The sequence below is a fragment of the Bradyrhizobium sp. Ec3.3 genome (assembly GCF_000472925.1).
GTDB lineage: Bacteria > Pseudomonadota > Alphaproteobacteria > Rhizobiales > Xanthobacteraceae > Bradyrhizobium.
In genome coordinates this window covers 72,800-88,303 of the sequence record NZ_KI421477.1, presented here as the reverse complement: position 1 = coordinate 88,303, position 15,504 = coordinate 72,800, and the positions used below count along the sequence as shown (strand labels likewise).

General features: G+C 63.6%; 14 protein-coding genes. 5 read left to right on the top strand and 9 right to left on the bottom strand.

Features of this window, described 5'->3' with window-relative positions; translation table 11 throughout:
- Nucleotides 1-49 precede the first annotated feature (49 nt).
- Together shc and YUU_RS0146350 are read left to right on the top strand one after the other, a co-directional pair.
- Nucleotides 50-2,008 (top strand): squalene--hopene cyclase, encoded by a 1,959-nt coding sequence (gene shc / locus YUU_RS0146355; RefSeq protein ID WP_027528194.1) that lies wholly within the window; start codon nt 50-52, stop codon nt 2,006-2,008.
- Nucleotides 2,005-2,739, top strand: coding sequence for a phosphorylase (locus YUU_RS0146350; protein WP_027528193.1), 735 nt, complete (start codon nt 2,005-2,007; stop codon nt 2,737-2,739). Before shc ends, YUU_RS0146350 begins: the two co-directional genes overlap by 4 nt.
- Before the next feature lie 97 nt (nt 2,740-2,836).
- On the opposite strand, the gene hpnH is transcribed toward YUU_RS0146350, so the two are convergent.
- On the bottom strand, nt 2,837-3,985 hold the full coding sequence (hpnH, locus tag YUU_RS0146345) for an adenosyl-hopene transferase HpnH (RefSeq protein WP_027528192.1): 1,149 nt from the start codon (nt 3,983-3,985) through the stop codon (nt 2,837-2,839).
- A 35-nt stretch (nt 3,986-4,020) separates the two neighbouring features.
- Nucleotides 4,021-4,947, bottom strand: a complete 927-nt coding sequence (ispH, locus tag YUU_RS0146340) for a 4-hydroxy-3-methylbut-2-enyl diphosphate reductase (RefSeq protein ID WP_027528191.1) — start codon at nt 4,945-4,947, stop codon at nt 4,021-4,023.
- Between the two features lie 430 nt (nt 4,948-5,377).
- Between ispH and YUU_RS0146335 the strand changes: the two genes are divergently transcribed.
- Nucleotides 5,378-7,966: an MMPL family transporter gene (locus tag YUU_RS0146335; RefSeq protein ID WP_027528190.1), complete on the top strand. Its 2,589-nt coding sequence runs from the start codon at nt 5,378-5,380 to the stop codon at nt 7,964-7,966.
- On the opposite strand, the gene YUU_RS0146330 is transcribed toward YUU_RS0146335, so the two are convergent.
- Nucleotides 7,934-8,539, bottom strand: coding sequence for a DUF2147 domain-containing protein (locus tag YUU_RS0146330; protein WP_027528189.1), 606 nt, complete (start codon nt 8,537-8,539; stop codon nt 7,934-7,936). The genes YUU_RS0146335 and YUU_RS0146330 overlap by 33 nt on opposite strands.
- Nucleotides 8,540-8,663: 124 nt before the next feature.
- Here YUU_RS0146330 and hpnO point away from each other — a divergent pair, with 124 nt between their 5' ends.
- Nucleotides 8,664-10,055, top strand: coding sequence for an aminobacteriohopanetriol synthase HpnO (gene hpnO / locus YUU_RS0146325; protein ID WP_027528188.1), 1,392 nt, complete (start codon nt 8,664-8,666; stop codon nt 10,053-10,055).
- Nucleotides 10,056-10,276: 221 nt separating this feature from the next.
- Here the strand turns inward: hpnO and YUU_RS0146320 are convergent, their stop codons facing one another.
- The 5 genes from YUU_RS0146320 to YUU_RS54605 all read right to left on the bottom strand — a co-directional run bounded on the left by YUU_RS0146320 (nt 10,277) and on the right by YUU_RS54605 (nt 13,794).
- Nucleotides 10,277-11,038 carry an anti-sigma factor gene (locus YUU_RS0146320; protein ID WP_027528187.1) on the bottom strand — a complete coding sequence of 254 codons (762 nt, stop codon included), beginning with the start codon at nt 11,036-11,038 and terminating at the stop codon, nt 10,277-10,279.
- Entirely contained in the window at nt 11,035-11,586 is a 552-nt protein-coding gene (locus YUU_RS0146315; RefSeq protein WP_027528186.1) for a sigma-70 family RNA polymerase sigma factor, read from the bottom strand. Before YUU_RS0146315 ends, YUU_RS0146320 begins: the two co-directional genes overlap by 4 nt.
- A 103-nt stretch (nt 11,587-11,689) precedes the next feature.
- The gene (locus YUU_RS0146310) at nt 11,690-12,013 is read right to left on the bottom strand and encodes a cupredoxin family copper-binding protein (RefSeq protein ID WP_027528185.1); all 324 of its coding nucleotides are present in this window, start codon (nt 12,011-12,013) and stop codon (nt 11,690-11,692) included.
- A 24-nt stretch (nt 12,014-12,037) separates the two neighbouring features.
- Complete coding sequence (locus tag YUU_RS0146305; protein WP_027528184.1) at nt 12,038-12,976, bottom strand: metallophosphoesterase; 939 nt, start codon at nt 12,974-12,976, stop codon at nt 12,038-12,040.
- Nucleotides 12,976-13,794 carry a DUF4336 domain-containing protein gene (locus tag YUU_RS54605; protein WP_371260613.1) on the bottom strand — a complete coding sequence of 273 codons (819 nt, stop codon included), beginning with the start codon at nt 13,792-13,794 and terminating at the stop codon, nt 12,976-12,978. The genes YUU_RS0146305 and YUU_RS54605 overlap by 1 nt, the downstream gene beginning before the upstream one ends.
- A 330-nt stretch (nt 13,795-14,124) precedes the next feature.
- Here YUU_RS54605 and YUU_RS54600 point away from each other — a divergent pair, with 330 nt between their 5' ends.
- Entirely contained in the window at nt 14,125-14,607 is a 483-nt protein-coding gene (locus YUU_RS54600) for an L-2-amino-thiazoline-4-carboxylic acid hydrolase (RefSeq protein WP_035665312.1), read from the top strand.
- On the opposite strand, the gene YUU_RS0146290 is transcribed toward YUU_RS54600, so the two are convergent.
- A complete protein-coding gene (locus YUU_RS0146290; protein ID WP_027528183.1) occupies nt 14,604-15,497 on the bottom strand; it encodes an alpha/beta fold hydrolase in 894 nt (297 codons plus the stop codon). The two genes, YUU_RS54600 and YUU_RS0146290, sit on opposite strands and share 4 nt — an antisense overlap.
- Nucleotides 15,498-15,504 lie beyond the last annotated feature (7 nt).

The following is a 15,504-nucleotide window of genomic DNA, read 5'->3' as shown; positions in this document are numbered from 1 at the left end:
CTTTGGTCCCGGTCAATTATCCAGACAACTATCGGAGATATCGAGCGAGATGCATTCCGTGAACAAGAGCGCGACTACCCGCGAAGTCTTGGAATCGAGCATTGCTTCGGCCACGCAAGGGTTGCTCGGCTTCCAGCAATCCGACGGCCATTGGGTGTTCGAGCTCGAGGCCGATTGCACCATTCCGGCCGAATATGTCCTGTTGCGGCATCATCTTGCCGAGCCGGTCGATGCCGCGCTCGAGGCCAAGATCGGCAACTATCTACGCCGTGTGCAGGGCGCCCATGGCGGCTGGCCCTTGGTGCATGACGGTGAGTTCGACATGAGCGCGAGCGTGAAGGCCTACTTTGCGCTCAAGATGATCGGCGATTCCATCGATGCGTCGCACATGGTACGGGCGCGCGAGGCGATCCGTTCGCGCGGCGGTGCGATTCATAGCAACGTCTTCACCCGCTTCACGCTGGCGATGTTCGGCGTGGTGGGCTGGCGCGCAGTGCCGGTGCTGCCGGTCGAGATCGTGCTGTTGCCGTTCTGGTCGCCGTTCCACCTCAACAAGATCTCCTATTGGGCGCGCACCACCATGGTGCCGCTGATGGTGCTTGCGGCGCTCAAGCCGCGCGCGCGGAATCCGAAAGGCGTGGGCATCGACGAGCTGTTCCTTCAGGATCCGCGCTCGATCGGCATGACTGCCAAGGCGCCGCACCAGAGCATGGCCTGGTTCGTGCTGTTCCGCTCGCTCGATGCCATCTTGCGCGTCATCGAGCCGATGTTTCCCAAGAGCCTGCGCAAGCGCGCGATCGATGCGGCGCTCGCCTTCACCGAGGAGCGGCTGAACGGCGAGGATGGCATGGGCGCGATCTATCCGCCGATGGCCAACATCGTCATGATGTATGACGCGCTCGGCAAGGACGAGAGCTATCCGCCGCGCGCGACCACGCGCCGGGGCATCGACAAGCTGCTCGTGATCAGGGACGACGAAGCCTATTGCCAGCCCTGCGTTTCGCCGATCTGGGATACGACGCTCAGCGCTCACGCGCTGCTCGAGGCCGGCGGCACACAAGCCGTACCGGCTGCGAAGCAGGGCCTCGACTGGCTGATCCCAAAGCAGGAGCTCGATGTGAAGGGCGACTGGGCGGTGAAGCGGCCCGAGACGCGTCCCGGCGGCTGGGCCTTCCAGTACAACAATGCCCACTATCCCGATCTCGACGACACCGCCGTCGTGGTGATGTCGATGGACCGCATGCGCAAGGAGCACGGCACGGCCGGCTATGACGCCGCGATCGACCGCGGCCGGGAATGGATCGAGGGCATGCAGAGCGACGATGGCGGCTGGGCTGCCTTCGATGTGAACAACCTCGAATATTATTTGAACAACATCCCGTTCTCCGACCATGGCGCGCTGCTCGATCCGCCGACCGAGGACGTTACCGCGCGCTGCATCTCGATGCTGGCCCAGCTGGGCGAGACCGAGAAGACCAGCAAGCACATGGCCGATGGGGTCGCCTATCTCCGGCGGACCCAGCACCCGGAGGGCTCCTGGTACGGCCGCTGGGGCATGAATTTCATCTACGGAACGTGGTCGGTGCTGTGCGCCCTGAATGCGGCCGGCATCGGCCACACCGACCCGATGATTCGCAAGGCCGCCGACTGGCTGGTCTCGATCCAGAACAAGGACGGCGGCTGGGGCGAGGACGCCGTCAGCTACCGGCTCGACTACAAGGGCTGGGAGGCCGCTCCCTCGACCGCCTCGCAAACGGCATGGGCCTTGCTTGCTCTCATGGCGGCAGGCGAGGTTGATCACCCGGCCGTCGCCCGTGGGGTGGAGTACCTGATTGCAACACAGAACGAAAAAGGACTGTGGGACGAGCAGCGGTATACCGCCACAGGCTTCCCCCGCGTGTTCTATCTACGTTATCATGGTTACCCGAAGTTCTTCCCGCTGTGGGCGCTGGCGCGGTATCGGAACTTGCGGAACACCAACAGCAGGGTGGTAGGGGTCGGAATGTGACTTTGGGGACGGGGGACGGGGGCTCCGCGGGTAATGCAATAGACCTGCGGCCGATACTTATTGTGACCGGTCTGGTTCAGGAGGCCCGCATCGCGGCCGGCCCTGGCATGGCCGTTATCTGCTCTTCCAGCAGCCCGACGCAGCTGCGGGCGCTTCTCACGGTGGTGGATCCCGAGAGCATCCGGGGCGTGATCTCGTTCGGCGTGGCCGGTGGGCTCGATCCCACGCTCCGCTCGGGCGACGTCGTGGTCGCGACCGAGGTGCTGGCGGGCGATGCCCGCTGGGCCGCCGGCCTGTCGCTCAGCGAAGACCTCATCGACCGCCTGACCTCCGGACGGCGCCGCGTTGTGCGCGGCAGCCTCGCCGGTGCCGAGGAAGTGGTCACGGGCAGCTCCTGCAAGGCGGCGCTGCACTCCGAGACCGGGGCGGCCGCCGTCGACATGGAGAGCCATATCGCGGCTGCCTACGCCGCCGAGGCAGACCTGCCGTTCGCCGCACTCCGGGTCATCAGCGATCCCGCCCACCGCGCCTTGCCGGCGCTGGCGCGCGAGGCGATCAAGCCGAATGGCCAGATCGACGTGGCGACGATCTTGCGCGGCCTCGTGCGCAATCCGGGCACGCTGCGCGCGCTGGTCTCCACCGGCATCGACTTCAACCGAGCACTGCGTTCCCTGCGCGTCAGCCGCGATTTCCTGATCGGCAGCGATGGGCCTGTTCCCGAGACCGTCTGAGCGGTTTTGAACCGGACAAACTATTCGAAGCGGACAAACAAAAAAGGCCCGATCGCAACGCGATCGGGCCTTTTTGTTGCCGTCGATGTCCAGCCGCTTACGCGGCGGTCGAGGCCTTCTCCTGGGCGGCGAGCGCCTCGTCGCGGCGGATCTCGGAGAGCTTCTTCTGGACCTGCTCCGAGAAGATGTACTGCGCCGGACGCTGCTTGGAGAGGTCGATCTCAGGCGCCATCGGACCCGAGGTCTTGACGCCGCGCATTGCGACCCAGGCCGCCTTGATCGGGTTCGTCAGCGCCGCCGTGGCCGCCGTCGGCTCGTAGCCGCAATGCGCCATGCAGTCGGCGCACTTCTCATACTTGCCGGTGCCGTAGGAATCCCAGTCGGTGGTCTCCATCAGCTCCCTGAAGGTCTTGGCATAGCCTTCGCCGAGCAGATAGCAGGGCTTCTGCCAGCCGAAGATGTTGCGCGCGGGCATGCCCCAGGGCGTGCACTCGTATTCCTGGTTGCCGGCGAGGAAGTCGAGGAACAGGCCGGAATGCATGAAGTTCCACTTCTTGCCCTTGCCCATCGCGAAGACGTCGCGGAACAGCTTCTTGGTCTTGGTGCGGTTGAGGAAGTGCTCCTGGTCCGGCGCGCGCTCATAGGCGTAGCCGGGCGACATCGAGACGCCGACGCCGAGCTCGGTGGTGAAGTCCAGGAACTTTGCGATCTCTTCCGCCGGATGGCCATCGAAGATGGTCGCATTGACGTTGACCGTGAAGCCGCGCGCCTTCGCCGCCTTGATCGCGGACACGGCGCGGTCGAACACGCCCTTCTGCGACACCGCCTTGTCGTGGTGATCCTTCAACCCGTCGAGATGCACCGAGAAGAACAGGTACGGGGAGGGTTCGAACAGGTCTAGCTTCTTTTCGAGCAGAAGCGCGTTGGTGCAGAGCGAGACGAACTTCTTGCGCGCCACCAGGCCGCGCACGATCTCGCCGATCTCCTTGTGGATCAGCGGCTCGCCGCCGGGGATCGCCACCATCGGCGCGCCGCATTCGTCCGCGGCGTCCCAGCACTCCTGCGCCGTCATGCGGCGGTTGAGGATCGCGTCCGGATAGTCGATCTTGCCGCAGCCGACGCAGGCGAGATTGCAGCGAAACAGCGGCTCCAGCATCAACACGAGCGGATAGCGTTTGCGGCCAAGCAGTTTCTGCTTGACCAAATAGCCGCCGATACGCATTTCCTTGAAGAAGGGTATTGCCATCACACATTTCTTTCTGGGCTTGGAATTCAGGTAGGTCAGCTTGCGGCGAGTTCCGCCGGAAGCCGAAATTCGATGTTTTCCTCGCGCCCTGGCAGCACCGAGACCGAAACCGGTCCGATCCGTCGCAGGGCTTCGATCACGTCATCCACGAGAACCTCAGGTGCCGAGGCGCCGGCTGTGATGCCGACGGTCTTGGCGTCTTTCAACCATTCCGGATTGAGCTCGCGGCCATCGGCGACCAGATAACTCGCCACGCCGGCCTCAGTGCCGATTTCGCGGAGCCGGTTCGAGTTGGAACTATTGGCAGCGCCCACCACCAAGATCACGTCGACCAGCTTACTTAAATCCCTTACCGCAGATTGGCGGTTCTGTGTCGCATAGCAGATATCCCGGATGTCAGGGCCTTGAATATCTGTAAATCGGGCCTGGAGGGCCGCAATAATGTCCCTGGTGTCGTCCACCGACAGCGTGGTCTGGGTGATGTAGGCCACTGGCCGATCGGCCGGCAGCATCAGGGCCTTAACCTCTTCGACGCTCTGGACCAGCAGCACGGGGCCCGGAACCTGGCCCATGGTTCCCTCGACCTCGGGATGGCCGGCATGGCCGATCAGTATCAGGGTACGGCCCTTGGAGATGTAGCGTTTCCCCTGATTGTGAACTTTCGTGACCAAGGGGCAGGTCGCGTTCAGCACAGGAAGGTCGCGCGCGGCAGCCTCTTCCTCGACGCTGCGCGCCACGCCGTGGGCGCTGAAAACAGTCATTGCCTTCGGCGGAACCTCGGACAGCTCCTCGACGAAGATCGCGCCCTTCTGCTTCAGGCTCTCGACGACGTATTTGTTGTGTACGATCTCGTGGCGCACATAGACGGGCGGGCCGTACTTCTCCAGCGCCCGCTCCACGATCTCGATGGCACGCACCACGCCGGCACAAAAGCCGCGCGGCTGCGCTAGATAAATTTCCATAGGGTGTCCATCACGCAAGTTGCACCAAATCCGTTCAGTTGTCCCCGGCGGCACCCCGATACTCACCAATAGTGGAATATCCGCACCATTGGTTCCGCACCGGTGGTAGCCGCCCACCCGTCCGTTTGGCCCCAAGCGCATGGAGGCACAGGGCCTTGTGTCAAAAAAACGGCCGCGATGGAAGGCGGATCGCGTCCTCGGTTCCATTAACGGTACTATGATGCGGCAAGGTTAAGGCAGGTCCTCACCCCTTCGTCACTTTACCGCCTCAACTGGCCGTCTATACCCGCCCGCGCGATCGTTGACTTCCGTCAATTCCTCGAACCTCCCGACGGGTCAAACCGCCCAAAACAGCGATAGGTTTCGCCGGGGAACTCCGATAAACAGCGGGCGTTTCCGGCAAGCTGTTTGAAAGCCAGAAAGAATAGATGTGCTGCAAACTATAGTCGTTGCGATCGTCCGAGCCTGCACCCGATTTGCCACCCTCGTCGTTATCGCCGGGCTCCTGCTGGCGGTGGGCGCGGGCTACTACGCGGCGCGCCATTTCGCCATCAACACCGATATCAACTCGCTGATCGCGCAAAATCTCGACTGGCGGCAGCGCGACCAGGCCTTCGATCGTGCCTTCGATCGCGACGCCACCATTCTGGCCGTCGTCGAGGCGGCGACGCCCGAGATGACGACGGCTGCGGCCGACGCGCTCTACGCCAAGCTGAGGGACGACAAGACCAATTTCGTGTCGATGCAGCAGCTCGGCACCGGCGAATTCTTCGAGAAGAACGGGCTGCTGTTCCTGCCGACCGAAGAGGTCGGCAAGATCACCGGCCAGTTCGAGTCGGCAGCGCCCCTGATCGAGATCATGGCGGGCGATCCCTCGATCCGCGGCCTCACCGGCGCGCTGGAGACCGGGCTTGCCGGCGTCAAACGGGGCCAGGTGAAGCTCGACAACACCGAGCGTCCCTTCAACCTGATCGCGCAGACGGTTGAGACGGTCCTGAACAAGGGCAACGCAATCTTCTCCTGGCGCGAGCTCGTCAGCGACAAGCCGCTCTCCGACTCGGACAAGCGCGCCTTCATCGAGTTCAAGCCGGTCCTCGATTACAACGCGCTCGAGCCCGGCAAGGGCGCGACGGATGCGATCCGCAAGGCCGCGGCCGACCTTGATTTCCCGACCAAGTACCAGGCGCGGGTGCGCCTGACCGGTCCGGTCCCCATCGCCAATGAGGAATACGCCACGGTGCAGGAAGGCGTCGTCGTTAACGGCATCGGCACCGTCCTGGTGGTGTTGCTGATCCTCTGGCTCGCGCTGCATTCGGCGAAGATCATCTTCGCCGTGTTCGTGAACCTGTTCGTCGGGCTCGCGATCACGACGGCCGCAGGCCTGATGATGGTCGGCTCGCTCAACCTGCTTTCGATTGCCTTCGCCGTGCTGTTCGTCGGTCTCGGCGTCGATTTCGGCATCCAGTACAGCGTCCGCTATCGCTCGGAACGCTACAAGGTCAATGATCTCACTTCTGCGCTCGTGCTGGGCGCCAAGCGTTCGGCGATCCCGCTGTCGCTGGCCGCGATGGCGACTGCCGCAGGCTTCCTCTGCTTCATGCCGACCGATTACAAGGGTATTTCCGAGCTCGGCCAGATCGCCGGTGTCGGCATGCTGGTGGCGTTCCTCTCCTCGATCACCGTGCTGCCGGCACTGTTGAAGCTCTTGAACCCGCCTGGCGAGAAGGAGCCGGTCGGCTACGCCTTCCTGGCGCCGCTCGATCACTTCCTGGAGAAGCACCGCGTGGTGATCGTGGGCGGCACGCTGCTCCTCGCCGTCGGCGGCCTGCCGCTGCTCTACTACATGAAATTCGACTTCAATCCGATGAACCTGCGCAACCCCAGGGCGGAGTCGATCGCGACCTTCCTTGACCTGCGCAAGGATCCGAACACCGGCGCCAACGCCATCAACGTGCTGACCAATTCGGAAGAGCAGGCGACGCAGATCGAGGCGAGGCTCGAGAAGCTGCCGGAGGTGCTGCGGGTGATGTCCCTCGACAGCTTCGTGCCATCGGATCAGGCACCGAAGCTGAAGCTGATCGCGCAGGGCGCCAAGGTGATCAATCCCGCGCTCAACCCGGATCAGGTCGACGCTGCGCCTTCGGACCAGGAAAATGTCGACTCGCTGAAATCCTCGGTCGAGGCCTTGCGCAGGACTGCAGGCAACGACAAGGGACCCGGTGCTACCGCCTCGCGGCGGCTTGCGGATGGGCTCGAGAAGCTGGCCAACGCGGACGAGGCGACCCGCAACAAGGCACAGGACGTCTTCATTACGCCGATGAAGATCGTGTTCGATCAGCTCAGGAACGCGATGCAGGCCGAGCCGGTCACGCTGAAGTCGCTTCCGTCTGATCTGGTCAATGCCTGGAAGAGCAAGGACGGCGTGATCCGCGTCGAGGCGCTGCCGCGCGGCGATCCCAACGACAACGACACCTTGCGCAAGTTCGCCGCGGCGGTGCTCGCAGCGGAGCCGATGGCGATCGGCGGTCCGGTGTCGATCCTGAAATCGGGCGATACGGTCGTGCGCGCCTTCATCATGGCGGGCATCTATGCGCTGGTCGTCATCAGCCTGCTCTTGTGGATCACCTTGCGGCGCTTCACCGACGTGCTGATGACGCTGGTGCCGCTCCTGGTTGCGGGAGCCGTGACGCTCGAGATCTGCGTGTTGATCGGGTTGCCGCTCAACTTCGCCAATATCGTCGCCTTCCCGTTGCTGCTCGGCGTCGGCGTCGCCTTCAAGATCTACTATGTCGTGGCTTGGCGCTCCGGCAGGACAAACCTGCTGCAGACCAGCCTGACGCGGGCGATCTTTTTCAGCGCGCTGACGACGGCGACCGCGTTCGGCAGCCTGTGGCTGTCGAGCCATCCCGGCACGTCCAGCATGGGCAAGCTGCTCGCGCTTTCGCTGGTGACGACGCTCGCCGCCGTGCTGCTGTTTCAGCCGGCCCTAATGGGCAAACCCCGCAATCTCAGGGAGTAGGCAGATGTCGCCAACGGGATCGGCGGCAGCCTTCTGACCGGGTTTTGCGCTCGCGCCGGTGCTCTTGGGAGCGGCAGGTGCTGCCATCTTGGGCGCGGCGCCGGTGGTCTTCGGCGCGCCCTTGGCCATGCTGTTGGCGGGGCTCGACGGGATCGGCGGCCCGACCCGGGTCCAGGTCTCGCCGCCACAGAGAAAGCCGAGCACGCAGCCCTTGATCTCGAGCTGGTCCGTGCCAGCGGGTGTGATGGTCGACGCGTAGAGCTGGCCATCCTTGGCGTTGTAGACTTGGCCCTCCCACTGGTCGGCGCCGGCCTTCTTCTTCATGTCGATCAGGATCGCCATGCCCAGGGTCGGCCTGCTCTTTTTTGAGACATCCGGGTTGTTCTCATCGCGGCCGCCGGGGGTCTTCTCCCAGGACACCGCGCCCCACATGCTGCCATTGCATTGCGCCACGCGGATGTTGGCGACGCCGTCGGCGACCCGCCAGTCGCCGGTCGGATCGGCCGCGAAGGCCGGGTTCAAACAGCTGAAACCGCTAACCAGTATTATTCCGGAGTAAAGGGCCAAACGCATGATAGTTCCTTGGCAGTGCAACATGATTTAAAGCTGTGCTTGCGAAGATGGTCCGAAAAAGGGCAAAAGGCCGCAACGACCGTTTTCTGTTGACGACACGACCATCAACCGAAGTATGTAGCGGATGCACACTCCAAATCCAGACATGGCCCAGCTCTTTGCTGACCGCGAGGCGCAACGCAGCTCCCTGCATACGCGTCACCTGAACGAGCAGTTCGTTCGGGTGCTCAAGACCATCGGTTATGACGTCGGCTTCCAGAAGGGGCAGGGGCAGTACCTCTACGACCGCGATGGCGCGCGCTATCTCGACCTGCTGTCCGGCTTTGGTGTGTTCGCGATCGGCCGCAACCATCCCGTGATGCGCGAGGCGCTGAAGAGCGTGCTCGACGCCGATCTGCCCAATCTCGTTCAGTTCGACGTCTCGACGCTCGCCGGCGTGCTCGCCGAGCGGCTGCTCAAATATGTGCCCTATCTCGACAAGGCGTTCTTTGCCAATTCGGGTGCGGAGAGTGTGGAAGCGGCGATCAAGTTTGCGCGCGGTGCCACCGGGCGCCCAGGCATCGTCTATTGCGCCCACGCCTATCACGGCCTGACCTACGGCGCGCTGTCGCTGACGGGGGACTCGAATTTCCGCAGCGGCTTCGAGCCGTTGCTGCCCGGCTGCACCTCGATCCCGTTCAACGATCTCGCCGCGCTGGAAAAGGCGCTGTCCTCGCGCGAGGTCGCAGGCTTCATCGTCGAGCCGATCCAAGGCAAGGGCGTCAACATGCCCACCGACGAGTTCCTGCCGGGCGCGGCTGCGCTCTGCAAGAAATACGGCACGCTGTTCATCGCCGACGAGATCCAGACCGGCATGGGCCGCACCGGCCGCTTCCTCGCGGTCGAGCACTGGAATGTCGAGCCCGACATGGTGCTGCTGTCGAAGTCGCTCTCGGGCGGCCACGTGCCGGTCGGCGCGGTGCTGACGCGGAAAAGCATCTTCGACAAGATCTTCAACCAGATGGACCGTGCGGTGGTGCACGGCTCGACCTTCTCCAAGAACGACCTTGGGATGGCCGCCGGCATCGCCACGCTGGACGTGATGGAATCCGAGAAGCTCATCGAGGCTGCCGCCAAGCGCGGTGCCGAGCTTCGCCTCGCGCTCACCCGCATGGTGCCCGGCTATGAGCTGATGAAGGAAGTGCGCGGCAAGGGCCTCATGATCGGCATCGAATTCGGCCCGCCGAAATCGCTGCGCTTGAGGGCGTCCTGGAACGTGCTGGAGACGGCGAACAAGGGCCTGTTCTGCCAGCTCATCACCGTGCCGCTGTTCAAGGACCACAAGATCCTGACGCAAGTCGCCGGCCACGGCAGCCACACCATCAAGCTGCTGCCGCCGCTCACCATCACCGAAGAAGACTGCAACTGGATCGAGAAGGCGTTCGACGACGTCATCGCCGGCAGCCACAAGGTCCCCGGCGCGATCTGGTCGCTCGGCAAGACGCTGGTGGACAATGCGGTGAGGCGGTCGGCGTAGGCAGGCTTACTTTGCCGCAATAGCGATCGGGATTGCGACCACCTATCGGTTCCACGATCCTGGCGAAAGCCAGGACCCATACCGCGTGATCTCTCATAGAACTTCGGGGCTAGTACCGATCACAGAACTGCATTCTGTGGTAATGGGTCCTGGCTTTCGCCAGGACGACCTTGGAAAGGATTTGCGCGCCAGCAACCACGTTGTTGTGGTTCGACGGAACCTTACCCCTCCACATTCGCCTTCATCGCCCTCTCGAACTTGTCGACGAATTCCGCGAGCTCGTCGGCGCCGATATCGCTGACGGCCCAGAAGTTCAGGCCGCGGTCGCCCCAGCGGCGGCAGTTGAAGCCCTGCATGGTCTGGGTCTTCGGCGGGCGGTGCTCGGCGCTTGCGGTCTGCGACACGAACAGGTTGATGATGTGCTGGCGGCGCCGGTAGATCACAGCGCCGATCGCGCGGGCGTCGATATAATCGAGCCGGCCGCCGACCAGCGTAAAGCCCTGCGCGGTTAGGTCGATCACGGGCGGGGCAACGTCGAGCTTGCCGTTGAACCACGGTTTTACGGTGTGCTGGTCGGTGGAGACGACGTCGGTCAAATGACCGGCCTGAAGCGAGCGCAGATGCGCGGAAACGACCTCGGACAGGATGCGCTGCTGGTCATCCTGGCGCAGCACGATGGCCACGAGGCCGGTGGCGGCGAGCGCCGAGACCGCCGAGCCCATCGCAAAGCCGCGCAGCACCGCGCGGCGGCTCTGCTGGCGCGGCTGCGGCAGCGAGGCCTCGATGCGGGCACGCAAGTTTGCCGGCGCGGTGTAGCGCAAATCGGTATCGGCGAGCACGTGCTTCATCTCGCGCTGGGCGGCGAGCTCGGCCGCACAAGCCGGGCAGGCCGCGATGTGCGCCTCGACCTCGCTGGTATGGCCGGCGTCGAGCTCGCCGTCGATCAGTGCGTGAAGCAGAAGCTTTGCCTCGTCGCAGGTCATTTCGGTTGCTCCTCTTCCGCCATCCAGGCTGAGCGCAGCATGGCGCGGGCGCGGGCAAGGCGGGACATCACGGTGCCGATCGGCGCGCCGACGGCGTCTGCGATTTCGCGATAGGACAGGTTGTTGATCTCCCGCAGCACAAAAGTTTCCTTGAACGGTTCGGCCAAAGCCTCGATGAGTTTTCTGATCGCCGTCGCGTCACGCGTGCGCAGCATGTCAATTTCGGGATTTGCTTCAGTCTCGCGCCAGATCGGCGGCTGCTCGGCCGCTTCGGGAATATCCTCGATCGCCGCGGGCGAATGCGCCCGACGCGCATATTCGGCATTGCAGACGTTGCGCAGGATTGCGAACAGCCACGGCTTCATCGCCGGGCCGCGATAGCTGTCGAAATGCTTCAGCGCGCGCAGGTAGCACTCCTGCACGGCATCCTCAGCATCCGAGGCGTCACGCAGCAGATAGCGCGCGAGCGTATAGACGTCGTCCAGATGCGGCAGCGCCGCTTCACGGAAGCGCCGCGCCTTGTCGGGATCGTCGCTGGTGGAGGGCATCGCCGCTCGCTTTGCCTTTTCGCCGGTGCCGGCTTTCGACGCGCGCGCCCGGCCAGCGTCAATCCACTGGCCGGGCAGGATGGTGATGCCTTGGTTTGAGCCGTTACTCAACCTTGATCAACCCCGTCATGTGGGGATGCAGCGAACAAAAATACTTGTAATCGCCGGCCGCCGTGAAGGTGAACGCGAATTTGTCGTCGGTGTCGAGCGTCTTCGACCTGAACTTGCCGGCCGAGACGATGGTGTGGGGGATATCGTCCCGGTTGATCCAGGTGATGGTGGTGCCGGTTTTCACCGTGAGCTCGGCCGGCTGGAAGGTGAAATTGTCGATATGCACCTCCATGTCGTCGGCGCGGGCGTTGGTGATGGGCAGCAGCACGGCCGCGGCCACGGCGACACCGAAGTCGCGGCGATTGAGAGTCTTCATGGTCAGCTTCCGTTCAGCCTTGAATCAACCTTGGAGCGGCGTGTCGATGATGGCGAGGCGCTGATCGCCTTGCTTGAAGTTGATGCTGGCGACCCCGAGCATGGAGCGCAGCTTTGCGTCCTCGACCTTCATCGGGCCGGGTGAGGGGGCAGCTCCGGGCGCGGGCTGCGGGAAGGCGGTGGAGCGTGCGGTGTGGAAGGTGACGTTGCCCTCGACCTTCTGCATCACCTGGTGGATGTGGCCGTTGAGCACGGTGACCGAGCCGAAGCCCTTGACGTATTCGAGCGCGCGCGCGCCGTCCTCGGTGCCCCAGCCCCATTGCGGATAGACGGTCCAGAGCGGGATGTGGGCGAACAGCACGACCGGAGTGGATTTCGATTTGCCGCGCAGATCGTCCTCGAGCCATGCGAGCTGCTCGGTGCCGAGATTGCCGAGCCCGCCGGCCTTGAGGTCGACGACGTTGACGAGGCCGACGAAATGCACGCCGCCGGCATCGAACGAATACCAGCCCTGGCCCTTGGTGCCGCGACCATAGCGATCGCGATAGAACTTCACCTCCTCGTCGAGGAAATCATGCTCGCCCGGCACGTAGTGCACGTCGAGCTTGGTCTGCGAGATGATGCGCTCGGCATTGTCGAACTCGGCGGCTTTCGACAGGTGGGTGATGTCGCCGGTGTGGATCATGAAGGACGGCTTTGCCGGCATCGCATTGATCTTGTTGACGGCCTCCTCCAGCGTGCCGAGCGCGTTGGGATTGGCCGGCTTGTCGAAGCCGACATGGCTGTCGCTGATCTGGAGGAAGGTCATGCCGGGCGCTTCTGCGGCCTGGACGGAATCGACGATGCCGAGCGAGCGCGGCACGCCGCCCGTGATGGTCCAGAGCACCCCGGTGCCGGCCCAGGTCATGCATTCGAGCACCTTGCGGCGGTTGACGCCGTCGTCCCCGTGGTCGTGTCCGCTCATCACGCCTCTCCTTGCGCCCGGAATTGGGCTTCGGAGGAGGTGATCGGGGGAGGGGCGGGTTTATTCCTGGATGGGATGACGATTTCGTGAGCGAGGGCCGCAAGTCCAGCGGCCTCAGATCTGCCGCTTAAGGGCTCAGCCACGCAAATGCGCGCCGCAAAAAATGCTGATGCATCCGTCTCGATCGGCGTTCCGTGGGCCATCAGTACTTTTTCGGCAGGCCACGCGAGAACGCGCGTGAGGGCTTCTCGCGCCACGCGTCGGTTGGCAAACGCAATCCGGAATTTGTACGGCACCGACGGCTCGGGCCCAACCATGCGATCCAGCTTCGCAACGGTCGCCCGCCACCCCGACAGCAGATGAGATGGAATTTGTTGGAGGAGATCGGTGAAAAGTACGGTTCGGCTCTCAGCATGAAAGAACACCACCTCCGTCGTGATCAGATTGCCGCGCACCTGGACCTGATCTATCTGCCCGGCCCAATCCGCGTTCGGTACATCGCCGAGGTCGGTGTCGAAGCTGATATCGGCGCGCCTCTGTCGCAGGCCAGGCGGGGCGTGGAGCTTGGCTCCGGGATAGGCGCGCTTCCACTCGGGAAGAAAGAGATGATGAAGTGAATTGGGCGCAACGATGTGCCGGACCTGGCCAACGGCATCGACGGCTTCTCGCAAGCTCTCCGTGATCTTCGTCGGTGACCAGACGAAAAGGCTTTGGTCCGGGAGCCTCATGACAGCCATTCGGGTGTGATAGTGAAATCCCGCGACCGAGACGTTTGGACCATCTGCGATCCAGATATCGCGACCGAATTCCGTCAGCATCGTCAAGCCAGCACCTCGAATGTCCTCAACGCCTCAACGGCCGAAAGGCGATGCCCTAGATGTGTGTGAGGAGCCTGCGGAGCGCCCGGACCTCACGGCATCCGGCCAGTCCTGGCAGCATCACGGGCTGAGGTGACGTGCCGATGCTCCTAACGCTCGCAGACCGTTCAGGGGAGGAACCGATAGCCCATCGCACAAAGCGTCCTCTCGCTCCGGAAGCGCACATCTTCGTGGCATAGAAAATCTAAGTCAACGCTTCAGAAGATCTGGTTTGATCCGTGGATGGCGGCGTGAAACAAACATGTCAGTCCATGAAAGAGGCGGTCGACAATGGTTGATACGAGCGAAGTTGCCATCAGCCACCTGCAGCGCCGGAAGATCGAAGGGCGCGTGCTGATTCCGTTCATTCAGGTGTTGCGCGACCGATTTGGTCAAAGCGCAATGCGCGAAGTCGTTGACGAAACGATACGTCGGCTCGCCGCCGAGGACGGCGCGAGGTGGGCGGCAGCCTATGGAAAGTCAACTGCGTCGCTGCGAACCGTGGCGCAGGAGCTCTGGGCCGGCGGTGGCGGCATGGATGTCACGGTGGTCGCGGAGTCCGAAGATCATCTCGATTTCAATGTCACGCGCTGTCAATACGCCGAGTTCTACAAGGAGCTGGGTCTCGCGGATCTCGGCGCCCGCGTCCACTGCAATCGAGACCATGCCATGCTGGCCGGCTTCAACGACGAACTCGAGCTGTCCCGCAGCCAGACGATCATGGAAGGCGGAGCCTGCTGCGACTTCAGGTTTCGCAAAGGGCCGCAGGGCTAGGCCGAGAACTCCAGCACGGCCTGCACCACGAGGGCCGGCGCCTCCTGCGCCACACAATGGCCAACGCCGTCGAAGGTCTCCGCACTGACGCGCGGAATGAGCGACACCGCGCGGGATGCCATCTGCTTGTAGATCGCGCCCGACTTCTCGGCGGTCGTAATGCGCACCGGGCAGTCGATCTCGGTCAGGTATCCGAACGGGTTGCCGCGCGTATCGCCCGTGTAGATCTGCTCCATCGCTTCGAAGATGGGACGCAGGATCGCGGACTCGATCTCGGGTGTACAGCAGAGCCGCACCCGACTATCCGCGAGGGGGTTGAAGCCGTGCTTCACATAGGCCCAGAGCGAGGCCTCAGTCCAATCCGCAAATGCAGGCGCGGCACGGTAGCGCTTGAAGACGGCATCAAAACCGTCGAACTCGCGCTGGCGCCGCAGCACGCCTTGCACGGCAGCGCTCGCCCATTCGCTCAATCCCGCCGATGCATCGCGCGGCTGGCGCGGGTCCATCACGGTCGGCTCCATCACGAACAGGCGCGTGAAACGGGCGGGCAGGAGCTTTGCCGCGAGCAGCAGGTCGGTCGCGCCGGCGCTGTGGCCGATGCCGTAGATGTCGGAGAGATCGAGCGCTTCAATCACCCGGCAGATATCGTCGGCGTAATCGAGGAAGTGATAGGCGCCGGGCTTGTGGCTCGCGCCGTGGCCGCGGCGATCAAGCGCATAGACGGTGTAGCTCGATGCGAGATCGTGGGCGACTTCGTTCCAGACGTCGGCGACGAATCCGGTGCCGTGAAGCAGCAGCGCGGGCGGCTTGCGCCGCTCTCCCTCTCCCCACTGCACCAGCGCAATCTGCGCGCCGGCGGGTCCGATCGAATGGTGATGCTGAGTGATCATGCCGCGG